We start from the raw sequence: 10,977 nt of genomic DNA, 5'->3' as shown, positions 1-10,977 counted from the left end.
ACAGTCCTACGGCACCCGAGCCCTGCGGCACCCGAGCCCTGCGGCACCCGAGCCCTACGGCACCCGGGTCGTCCACTCCGGGGAGCTGAACTTGGCGGTCGCCAGTTCGCGGGCGCGGGCGAACTCCTCCTCCGTGACCGTGCCGTCCGTGCCGCCGTAGCGGGCGCGGAAGGAGGTGATCATGCGGTCGATGACCTGGGCGCGGGGGAGGCCGGTCTGGCGGCGCAGCGGGTCCACCCGCTTCTTGGCGCTGGTGGTGCCCTTGTCGGAGAGCTTCTCCTTGCCGATGCGGAGCACCTCGACCATCTTGTCCGCGTCGATGTCGTAGGACATCGTCACGTGGTGCAGGACGGCGCCGGAGCCCGCCACGATGCGCTTCTGGGCCGCGCCGGCGATCTTCCCGGCGTCCGTGGCGATGTCGTTGAGCGGCTTGTACCAGGCGTTGATGCCCATGTCGCCGAGCGCCCCGAGTACCCAGTCGTCGAGGTACGCGTAGTTCTCCGCGAAGGTCAGGCCGTGCACGAGGGACTCGGGGACGCAGAGCGAGTACGTGATCGTGTTGCCAGGCTCGACGTACATCGCGCCGCCGCCGCTGATCCGCCGGACGACCGTGACGCCGTGCTTCTCGGCGCCCGCGGGGTCCACTTCGTTGCGCAGCGACTGGAAGCTGCCGATGATCACGGCGGGGCGGTCCCACTCCCAGACGCGGAGCGTCGGCGGGCGCCGCCCCTCGGCGACCTCGGTGGTCAGTACTTCGTCGAGCGCCATGTGCAGCGCGGGCGCCTGCGGCGGCTCGTGGATGATCTGCCAGTCGTAGTCGGTCCAGTCGGTGGCCTGGGCGACGGCCCGGCGGACCGCGACGCCGACCGACTCGGCGGTGAAGCCGATCATGGCGACGTCCTCGGGCAGGGCGGCCTCGATACGGTCGGCCAGGCCGCGGGTGCCGGTGTCGGCGGGCGCGCCTTCCAAGGCCGCGTTGATGGCCGGCAGCGCGTCGTCCGGCTCCAGGAAGAAGTCACCGGCGACGCGGACGTGGCGCAGCACGCCGTCCGCGACCTCCAGGTCGACGACGACCAGCTTGCCGCCGGGCACCTTGTACTCACCGTGATGCCTGCTCTGCACGGCGCTCATCCTCCACGTCTCCGCGGCCGTCCGACCGGCCGGCCGCCGGGTCAACCGTAACGCCGCCACCGGCATTCCCCGTCAAAGGGGGGCAAGCCTGTCGGCGGTCACGGGTGCAAATCGGCCAGCAGCCGGGGGAGCGCCTCGCCGATCGGGTCGCGGACGATCTCGTCGGCGAGGTCGTCGTACGGGGTCGGCTCGGCGTTGACGATGATCAGGCGGGCGCCGTGGTCGGCGGCCAGGGCGTGTCTTTTGGATCAGCCCGGACCAGGTCGCGGCGTCTGGTGCGGTGCATCGCAAGGCGGAGCGTCGCCCTCGGACTGGGTGTCCGTGGGTGATGCGACAACGCCGCGAGGTGCTGTGCCAGGCGTCGCGGCCCCGGGATGATCCGAAAGACACGCCCTAGGCCCGCGAGGGATGCGGCGGGCTGGACGGACAGGCTCGTGCCGACCGCGAGGAAGACGTCGCAGTTCTTCGCCACTGTGATCGCCGCGCCCAGTACCTCCGGGTCCAGGATCTCGCCGAACATCACGGTCGCCGACTTCATGATCCCGCCGCAGTCGAGGCACGCGGGGTCCGGGTCGCCCGCGGTCACCCGGGCCAGCGCGTCGGCCATCGGCGTCCGGGCGCGGCATTCGGTGCAGACCGCGGTGCGGGCGGTGCCGTGCAGCTCCAGGACCTTGCGGTCGGGCATCCCGGCGAGCTGGTGCAGCCCGTCGACGTTCTGCGTGATCACGCGGACGGGGACGCCGGAGCGCTCCAGGCGGGTGACGGCCTCGTGCGCGGCGTTCGGCTTCGCGCGCAGCGCCGGGCCGTCCCGCCGCATCAGCCAGGACCGGCGCCGGATCTCGGGGTCGTTCATGTAGTACGCGTACGTGACGAGCTTCTCGGCGTCCGGGTCGCGGCGCCACACGCCGTTCGGCCCGCGGTAGTCGGGGATGCCGGAGTCGGTGGAGATCCCGGCACCGCTGAGGATCGCGACGCTCATGCCGCCAGCGTACGCGGGGCGGGGTGGGGGACTTGGCCGGGTTGTCGGGTGCGGTTATTTAGATGTAACCAGAAACTGCCCAAGATCCGGGACAGCCTCTTGCCGGTCGTCTGTATGCGAAATACGGTCTGCTGCATTCGTTCCTGGTGATCGTTCGCGATGCGTTCTTGATGATCGTTCGGGAGGTAGCGTCACGTGCGCCGAACAGCGGCTGTTCCGCTGGCAGTTGGGCTGGTGATCAGCGCCGCGGGGTGCGGGTCGCTCACCTCCGCCGCCACCGAGGTGGGCGGGGTCCGGATGACCGACCACCGCCCCACGAAGGACGGCGGCACGCTCACCGTCGCCCTCAAGTCCGACCCCGACAAGCTCGATCCGACCCTCGCGCAGACCCTCGTCGGCCGCACCGTCTTCGCCGGCATGTGCGAGAAGCTGTACGACACCGACCGCGCGGGCAAGGTCGTGCCGCAGCTGGCGACCGCCCTGCCGAAGACCTCCGACGCCGGCCGGACCGTGACCATCCCGGTCCGCCACGGCGTGACGTTCAGCGACGGCACCCGCCTCGACGCGCCCGCCGTCGCCCGGTCCCTGGAACGTCATCGCACCCTCCCCGGCTCCGCCCGCGCCACCGAACTCGGCCCGCTGGTCAAGGCCGAGGCCGCCGGACGGTACACCGTCCGCATTCGCCTGAAGACGCCGTACGTCCCGCTCACCGGCGTGCTCGCCGACCGCGCCGGGATGGTCATGTCCCCGCGTGCGCTCGCGAAGTACGGCAAGAACTTCACCAACCACCCGTCCTGCGTCGGCCCGTTCAAGTACGTCGAACGCGTCGCGGGCGACCGCATCGTGCTCACGAAGGACCCCCGGTACTACGACGCGGACAAGGTCCACCTGAACCGCGTCGTCTACAAGACCATCACCGACGGCGGCGTCCGGCTGGCGAACCTGCGCTCCGGCGATGTGCAGGTCGGCGACCAGATGGGCCCGGTGGAGGTGCAGAGCTCGCTCACCGAACCGCAGCTCCAGCTCTTCAACTCGCCCTCGCTCGGTTACCAAGGCCTCGGCTTCAACATCGGAAACGTGCACGGGACGGGGGAGAAGCCCGGGAAGCTGCGCACGGTGCTCGCCCGCGACCCGCGCGTCCGCGAAGCCTTCGCGCTCGCCCTGGATCGCAAGCTGATCAACAAGGTCGTCTTCCAGGGCATGTACGAGCCGGCCTGCGGCCCCGTCTCGCCGGAGTCGGCCATCGCGCCGGGGCCCGCCGACTGCCCGGAGCGCGACCTGCCGCGCGCGAAGAAGCTGCTCAAGGAGGCGGGCGTCAGGCTCCCGGTTCCGATCGAGCTGAAGGTCTCCACCTCGCCCGAGGACAGCCGCCTCGGCCAGGTGATCCAGGCGATGGCGCGCGAGGCCGGTTTCGACGTACGGCTGCGGCCCATGGAGTACGCCACGCTCCTGGAGGAGACCGACGCCGGGCAGTTCGACGCATACGTCAGCGGCTGGTCCGGGCGGCTCGACCCGGACGGCAACATCGCCTCCTTCGTCGGCACGGCAGGAGCGATGAACACGTACGGCATCTCCGACCCGGCGATCGACCGGCTGATCGCCGAGGGGCGTACTACTGCCGACCGGACCGGCCGCGCCCGTGTCTACACGCAACTCGCCGACCGTATAAGCGATCAGCACGCGCTGATCTACCTCTACCGGCAGAAGAACTACGTCGTGGCGCGGAAGAACGTGGCAGGCGTGCGGGTCTACGGCGACGGCCTGGTGCGCGTGAAGAACGCGGGGTACGCCCGATGAACTGCTTCATGGATGCGGGGTACGCCCGATGAGCCGTTACCTCCTCACCCGGCTGCGCCAGTCCCTGATCACGCTCTTCCTCGTCAGCGTCGTCGTCTTCGCCGGCATCCGCGCGCTGCCCGGCGACCCGGCCCTCGCGCTGGCGGGCGAGGAGCGCAGCCCCGAGGCGCTGGCCGCGATCCGCGAGGCGTACGGGCTGAACGACAACATCGTGGTCCAGTACGGGCGGTTCGTCGGCCACGCCCTCACCGGCGACCTCGGCACCTCGGCCCGCACCGGCCTGCCCGTCCTGGATTCCATACTGAACGCCCTCCCCGTGACGCTCGAACTGGCCGCGCTCTCCCTCCTCCTGGCGGTCGTCCTCGGCATCGGGACGGGCGTACTGGCGGCCGTGCGGCGCGGAAAGGCGACGGAGTGGCTGGCCAACGCCGTCGCCCTGCTGGGGCTCTCCGTCCCCACCTTCTGGCTCGGCATCGTCCTCGTACTCGCCTTCGCGATCGCCGTACCGGTCTTCGCGGCGTCCGGTTACGTGCCGTTCGGCACGGACCCGGTCGACAATCTGCGGCGCATGGTGCTGCCGGCCGTCGTCCTCGGCTCCGGGCTCGCGGCCGTCGTGATGCGGCAGACCCGCGGCGCGATGCTCGACAGCCTGTCGGCGGACTACGTGCGCACCGCCCGCGCCAAGGGACTGTCACGCCGTCAGGTCATCGGTGGGCACGCGCTGCGCAACAGCCTGGTGACCGTGGTGACCGTCCTCGGCCTCCAGCTCGGACACCTCATCTCCGGCGCCGTCGTCACCGAGCAGATCTTCGTCCTGCCCGGCTTCGGCAAGCTCACCATCGACGCGGTCTTCACGCGCGACTACACGATGCTCCAGGGCGTGGTGCTGTGCACCTCCGCCGCCTACATCCTCGTCAACCTCGCGGTCGATGTGCTCTATTCGGTCATCGACCCGCGCATCCGGCTCGGAGGTGCCCGATGACCGCCACTCCGGACACCCCGGTCGCGCCCGCCGCGCCGCCCGCGCCCGCCGCCGGCACGCCGCGCCCCGGCACCCTGCGCACCCGGCTGCGCGCCCTGCGCAGGAACCGGCTCGCCCTCACCGGCGCGGTGATCGCCGCCGTCTTCGTACTGGCGGCGCTCTGCGCCCCGCTGCTCGCCCCGTACGACCCGGCAGGCCCGGACTTCGATGCCGCGCTGGCACCGCCCTCCTGGGCGCACTGGCTCGGCACCGACGACCTCGGCCGCGACCAGCTCTCCCGGGTGATCTACGGCGCCCGCGCGTCCATGCAGGTGGGCCTGCTCGCCGTGGTACTGGCCTTCGTCATCGGCGTACCGCTGGGTCTGGCCGCCGGGTACTACGGCACGTACGCCGACTCCGCGGTCTCCCGGCTCACCGACACCCTGCTCGCCTTCCCCTTCCTCGTCCTCGCGGTCGGGCTGGCGGCGGTCCTCGGCCCGTCCCTGCTCAACGCCACCCTCGCCATCGGCATCTCGCAGGTACCGGCCGTCATCCGCATCGCACGCGCCGAGACGCTGCGCCTGAAACACCTGGACTACGTGGGCGCCGCGATCGTCAACGGCGGCGGCGACGGCACCGTACTCGTCCGGCACATCCTCCCCAACGCGACCTCGGCGCTGATCGTCCAGGCCACCGTCGGCATCCCCGCCGCGATCATCGGCGAGGCGCTGCTCAGCTTCCTCGGCCTCGGTGTCCAGCCCCCGGCCCCCTCGCTCGGCGTGATGCTCGCCGGCGCCCAGCCCTTCCTCGGCCCCGCGCCCTGGATGGCGGTCTTCCCCGGCCTCGCCATCGTCGCCGCGACGCTGGCCTTCAACCTGCTCGGCGACGGACTGCGCGACGTCCTCGACCCCCGCGGAGGCACCCGATGAGCACCCCGCACCAGGCTCCTGACGTGCCCGGCGCACCCGTACTGAGCGTCCGCGACCTGTCCGTCTCCTTCCGCTCCGACACCCGTACCGTGCACGCCGTCGACTCCCTCTCGTACGACGTGGCGGCCGGTGAAGTCCTCGCCATCGTCGGCGAGTCGGGCTGCGGCAAGTCCGTCACCTCCATGGCCGTCATGGGCCTGCTGCCGTCCACCGCGACCGTCACCGGGTCCGTCCGGCTCGGCGGCCGGGAGCTGGCCGGGGCGGACGAGAAGGAGCTGGCGAAGGTCCGCGGCAAGGACCTCGCGATGATCTTCCAGGAGCCGATGACCTCGCTGAACCCGGTCCTCACCGTCGGCCGCCAGATCGGCGAGGTACTCCGCCGCCACCAGGGCCTGACCCGCAAGGAGGCGAAGGAGAGAGCCGTCGAACTGCTCGGCCTGGTCGGCATCCCCGCGCCGGAGCGCCGCGTGGCGGAGTACCCGCACCAGCTCAGCGGCGGTATGCGGCAGCGCGTCATGATCGCCGTCGCGGTGGCCTGCGACCCGGCCGTCCTCATCGCCGACGAGCCGACCACCGCGCTGGACGTCACCGTCCAGGCCGGCATCCTCGAGGTCCTCCAGTCGCTGCGCGAGCGCCTGGGCACCGCCATCGTGTTGATCACCCACGACCTGGGCGTGGTCGCCGACGCGGCGGACCGGGTGCTGGTGATGTACGCGGGCCGGGCCGTCGAACAGGCCCCGGTAGACGAGCTGTTCGCCGCGCCCCGGCACCCGTATACGCGCGGCCTCCTGGGGGCAGTACTGCGGCCGGGCCAGGAAGGGAAGCGCCGGCTGCCGGAGATCCCCGGACTGGTACCGAGCCTGACCGCCCAGCCGGACGCCTGCACCTTCGCCGACCGCTGTGCGCACGCCGACGAGCGGTGCGGGACGGCGCGGCCGCCGCTGACACCGGAGTCCGGCCACCGCGTGGCGTGCTGGCACCCCGCCGCGACACCCGCCGCGACACCCACCGCCACGCCCGCCACCGCGCACGAGGAGGCCGCCGGATGAGCGCCGCACATGAGATACCGGCCGCGCGTGACGGCGGGGCCGACGTGCCTCCCGTACTCGAAGTACGCGACCTGGAGCGGCACTTCGCCTCCTCCGGAGGCGCCGTCCGTGCCGTGGACGGTGTCAGCCTGACCATCGCGCGCGGCGAAGTGCTCGGCCTGGTGGGGGAGTCGGGCAGCGGCAAGACCACGGTCGGCCGCTGCGTGGTCCGCCTCGACGAGCCGACCGGCGGCCGCATCGCCCTGAAGGGCACCGACATCACCCACCTCTCGCGCCGCGCCATGCGCCCGTTGCGTACCGATGTCCACCTGGTCTTCCAGGACCCGTCCTCCTCGCTCGACCCCCGCATGACCATCGGGCAGATCGTCGCCGAGCCGCTGCGGCTGCACCGCCTGGTACCGAGGTCCGGCCTCCGGGCCCGCGTCGAGGAGCTGCTCGGCCAGGTCGGGCTGCGCCCCGAACACGCCGACCGGCACCCGCACGAGCTCTCCGGCGGCCAGCGCCAGCGAATCTCCCTCGCCCGCGCGCTCTCCGTCGCCCCTGACCTGCTGATCGCGGACGAGCCGACCTCGGCGCTGGACGTCTCCGTGCAGGCGTCGGTCCTCAACCTCCTCGCCGACCTGCAGCGGGACCGCGGCTTCGGCTGCCTGTTCATCACCCACGACCTGGCCGCCGTGGAGTTCCTGGCGGACCGGATCGCCGTGATGTACCTGGGCCGGATCGTCGAGGAGGCGCCGACGGCCCGGCTCTTCGCCGAGCCCCTCCATCCGTACACACAGGCGCTCCTGTCAGCGGCCCCCGTACCGGACCCGGTCGCCCAGCGCACCCGCGAACGCATCGTCCTGCACGGCGACCTCCCGAGCCCACTCACCCCACCCCCGGGCTGCCACTTCCACACCCGCTGCCCGGCAGCGGTGGACCGCTGCCGCACGGAAGTCCCGCAGCTACGGGAGCTACCGGGGGCCCGCAGGGTTTCCTGCCACTTGGTGGACGATTCCGCCCCTCCACTCGAAGGCCGAAGCCCAGCCAAATCAAGCCCGTCGGCTTGAAGACGAAGCCCAGCAAAATCAAGCCCGTCCGGCGATTGAGGACGAGCCCGCAGGGCGATCCCTGGCGCGCCACGGCACCACCCGCACGATCCGCAGAACCGCGACCACAAGGGAGCCACGTGTTTACGACCCGCCCCACCCTCCAGGGAACCTTCGGCATGGCCTCGACCACCCACTGGCTGGCATCCCAGTCCGCCATGGCGGTCCTGGAGGGCGGCGGCAACGCCTACGACGCCGCGGTCACCGCCGGCTTCGTACTGCACGTCGTCGAGCCGCACCTGAACGGCCCGGCCGGCGAGGTCCCGATCATCCTCGCCCCGGCCGACGGCCCCGTACAGGTGCTGTGCGGCCAGGGTCCAGCGCCGGCCGGCGCGACCGTCGCGCACTACACCTCGCTCGGCCTGGACCTCGTCCCCGGTACGGGCCCGCTCGCCGCCGCCGTACCGGGCGCGTTCGACGCCTGGCTGCTGCTGCTCCGCGACCACGGCACGAAGACGCTCGCCGAGGTCCTCTCGTACGCCATCGGTTACGCGCGCGACGGGCACCCGGCCGTCGACCGGGTCGGCGAGACCGTGGAGACCGTCCGCGAGCTCTTCGAGAACGAGTGGCCGACCTCGGCCGAGATCTACCTCCCCGGCGGCCGCTCCGTGGCCCCCGGCGGACTTCTGCGGAACCGGCCGCTCGCCGACACCTGGGAGCGGCTGATCCGCGAGGCCGAGGCGGCGGGCCCCGGCCGCGAGGCGCAGATCGACGCGGCCCGCCGCGTCTGGCGCGAGGGCTTCATCGGCGAGGCGATGGCCGCGTTCGCCGCGCGCCCCGCCATGGACACCTCCGGGGAGCGGCACGCCGGCACGCTCACGGGTGACGACCTCGCCGCCTTCCGTGCCACGTACGAGGAGCCGGTCACGTACGACTGGAACGGCTGGACCGTCGCCAAGGCGGGCGCCTGGTCCCAGGGTCCGGCCCTCCTCCAGCAGCTCGCGCTGCTCCCCGAGGAGCTGCCCGCCTACGGCAGCCCCGAGTACGTGCACCGGCTCATCGAGGGCACCAAGCTCGCCATGGCCGACCGCGAGGCGTGGTACGGCGACGCGGAGGGCGCGGGCGCGACCGACGTACCGCTGGGAACCCTGCTCTCGGCCGGGTACAACGCCGAGCGCAGGGCGCTGATCGACGGCACCGCTTCGTACGAGCTGCGCCCCGGCCGACCGGACGGCCGCGCCCCGCGCCTCAGCAAGCACGCCACCGCCGTCGCCGCCGGCGAGCCCGGCTTCGACGCGCTGGGCGTCTCCGGCGCGGGCGAGCCGACCGTCGCGACCGGCACCGGTATCGGCACCGGGGGCGCGGGCAAGGCCGCCGTCGCCCCCGAGGTCGACCGCAGCGGGGCCACCCGGGGCGACACCTGCCACATCGACATCGTCGACCGCTGGGGCAACATGGTCTCGGCCACGCCCTCCGGGGGCTGGCTGCAGTCCAACCCGGTGATCCCGGGCCTCGGCTTCCCGCTCGGTACGCGGCTGCAGATGGCCTGGCTGGAGGAGGGGCTGCCCAACTCCCTCACCCCGGGCCGCCGCCCGCGCACGACCCTCACCCCGTCCCTGGCGCTGCGCGACGGGGTGCCGGTGATGGCCTTCGGTACGCCGGGCGGTGACCAGCAGGACCAGTGGCAGCTGCACTTCTTCCTGGCCGTGGCGCAGCGCGAACCCGTACGCGGCGGCCTCGACCTCCAGGGCGCGATCGACGCGCCGAACTGGCACACCGACTCCTTCCCCGGGTCCTTCTTCCCGCGCGCCATGCGGCCGGGGAGCGTGACGGTGGAGTCCCGCATCGGCGAGGAGGTCGTCGCGGGGCTGCGGGAGCGCGGCCACGACGTGACCGTCGGCGACGCCTGGTCCGAGGGCCGACTGTGCGCGGTCGCCCGCGACCCGGAGACCGGCGTACTCTCCGCCGCCGCGAACCCGCGGGGGATGCAGGGGTACGCGGTGGGACGCTGACCCCCGGACACCGGCCGGCCACAGCAGGTCACCGCAGGTCACCGCGGGGCGAACGCGTGCACCTGGGGTTCATCTGGATTCCAGGTGCCGTGTCAGTGGTCCGTGCTTCCATGGAGACATGATCGAAGCAATTCCTGCGATTCCTGCAAACAACGACGACAGGACGGACAGGGCGGACAGGACGGACAGGACGGACAGGGCAGGCATGGACGACAGGGCGGCGGACGTGACGGGCCCGGCCGGGACGGCCGAGGCCGTGCTCGCGGCCGTCGACCTCGACGCCGTCGAGAAGGCCGTCCGCGAGGCCGCGGCGGCCGAGATCCTGCCCCGCTTCCGGCAGCTCGCCGCCCACGAGGTGGTGGAGAAGAACGGCCCGCACGACCTGGTCACCATCGCCGACCAGCGCGCCGAGGAGCACCTCACGGTAGCCCTCACGGCCCTGCTCCCCGGCTCGGCCGTGGTGGGCGAGGAGGCGGTGCACGCCGACCCCGCCGTACTGGACGCGCTGCACGGCGACGCGCCCGTGTGGATCGTGGACCCGGTCGACGGCACGCGGCAGTTCGTGCACGGCGACCCCGGTTTCGCGACCCTGGTCGCGCTCGCCCACCGCGGCGAGCTGCTGGCCTCCTGGACGTACGCACCGGCGCTGGAGGAGATGGCCGTCGCGGTGCGCGGCGGCGGCGCCCGGCTGAACGGCCGCCGGCTCCGTGCCGGCGCGCCGCACGAGGGCAAGACCCTCGAAGTCGCCATGTCCCACCACGACTTCACCACCGTCGCCGAGAAGCGCGCGCTGTCCGGCCTGGTCTGCGAGGGCGTCGCGCCCCGCCCCTGCGGCTCGGCGGGCCTGGAGTACCTGGCCGTCGCCCGCGGCACCCTGGAGGCCACGGCGTTCACATGGGAGAACGCCTGGGACCACGCGGCGGGCCTGCTGCTCGTCCAGGAGGCGGGCGGCGTGAGCATGACCCTCTCCGGCGCGCCGTTCCGGATATCCGGGGGCAACACCCTGCCGTTCACCGCGGCGCGGGACGCGGCCACCGCCCGGCGTATCCTCGATCTGCTCGCAGAGCCCGTGTCGTCTCCCTGACCGAAGT

At 72.5% G+C, this 10,977-nt stretch carries 9 protein-coding genes and 1 pseudogene; 7 read left to right on the top strand and 3 right to left on the bottom strand.

All coding sequences use genetic code 11. The features are described 5' to 3' along the window. Window positions 1-54: 54 nt before the first annotated feature. The 3 genes and pseudogenes from ACZ4MH_RS19870 to ACZ4MH_RS19860 all read right to left on the bottom strand — a co-directional run bounded on the left by ACZ4MH_RS19870 (window position 55) and on the right by ACZ4MH_RS19860 (window position 2,110). Complete coding sequence (locus tag ACZ4MH_RS19870; RefSeq protein ID WP_351596015.1) at window positions 55-1,131, bottom strand: lipoate--protein ligase family protein; 1,077 nt, start codon at window positions 1,129-1,131, stop codon at window positions 55-57. 98 nt (window positions 1,132-1,229) lie between these two features. Further along, window positions 1,230-1,364, bottom strand: a pseudogene (locus ACZ4MH_RS19865) (NAD-dependent deacetylase); the annotation flags it as partial. Continuing rightward, the gene (locus tag ACZ4MH_RS19860; protein WP_351596012.1) at window positions 1,337-2,110 is read right to left on the bottom strand and encodes an SIR2 family NAD-dependent protein deacylase; all 774 of its coding nucleotides are present in this window, start codon (window positions 2,108-2,110) and stop codon (window positions 1,337-1,339) included. The gene ACZ4MH_RS19860 and the pseudogene ACZ4MH_RS19865, both read right to left, overlap by 28 nt. 195 nt (window positions 2,111-2,305) lie before the next feature. On the opposite strand from ACZ4MH_RS19860, the gene ACZ4MH_RS19855 reads away from it, so the two are divergent. The 7 genes from ACZ4MH_RS19855 (at window position 2,306) to ACZ4MH_RS19825 (ending at window position 10,970) form a co-directional block, all read left to right on the top strand. Further along, window positions 2,306-3,907 (top strand): ABC transporter substrate-binding protein, encoded by a 1,602-nt coding sequence (locus ACZ4MH_RS19855; RefSeq protein WP_351596009.1) that lies wholly within the window; start codon window positions 2,306-2,308, stop codon window positions 3,905-3,907. Window positions 3,908-3,935: 28 nt separating this feature from the next. Next, window positions 3,936-4,889: an ABC transporter permease gene (locus ACZ4MH_RS19850; protein ID WP_467754598.1), complete on the top strand. Its 954-nt coding sequence runs from the start codon at window positions 3,936-3,938 to the stop codon at window positions 4,887-4,889. Then, window positions 4,886-5,797, top strand: a complete 912-nt coding sequence (locus ACZ4MH_RS19845; RefSeq protein ID WP_467754597.1) for an ABC transporter permease — start codon at window positions 4,886-4,888, stop codon at window positions 5,795-5,797. The genes ACZ4MH_RS19850 and ACZ4MH_RS19845 overlap by 4 nt, the downstream gene beginning before the upstream one ends. Continuing rightward, window positions 5,794-6,846, top strand: a complete 1,053-nt coding sequence (locus ACZ4MH_RS19840) for an ABC transporter ATP-binding protein (protein ID WP_351597356.1) — start codon at window positions 5,794-5,796, stop codon at window positions 6,844-6,846. The genes ACZ4MH_RS19845 and ACZ4MH_RS19840 overlap by 4 nt, the downstream gene beginning before the upstream one ends. Beyond that, window positions 6,843-7,895, top strand: a complete 1,053-nt coding sequence (locus tag ACZ4MH_RS19835) for an ABC transporter ATP-binding protein (protein ID WP_351597352.1) — start codon at window positions 6,843-6,845, stop codon at window positions 7,893-7,895. The genes ACZ4MH_RS19840 and ACZ4MH_RS19835 overlap by 4 nt, the downstream gene beginning before the upstream one ends. A gap of 119 nt (window positions 7,896-8,014) precedes the next feature. Continuing rightward, a complete protein-coding gene (locus ACZ4MH_RS19830; protein ID WP_351597349.1) occupies window positions 8,015-9,886 on the top strand; it encodes a gamma-glutamyltransferase family protein in 1,872 nt (623 codons plus the stop codon). Between the two features lie 118 nt (window positions 9,887-10,004). Then, complete coding sequence (locus ACZ4MH_RS19825) at window positions 10,005-10,970, top strand: inositol monophosphatase family protein (RefSeq protein ID WP_467754596.1); 966 nt, start codon at window positions 10,005-10,007, stop codon at window positions 10,968-10,970. Window positions 10,971-10,977 lie beyond the last annotated feature (7 nt).

It is taken from the genome of Streptomyces sp. NPDC026301, assembly GCF_055567935.1.
Note: the sequence above shows the minus strand (reverse complement) of the source record. Positions and strands in the feature narration are given on the sequence as shown.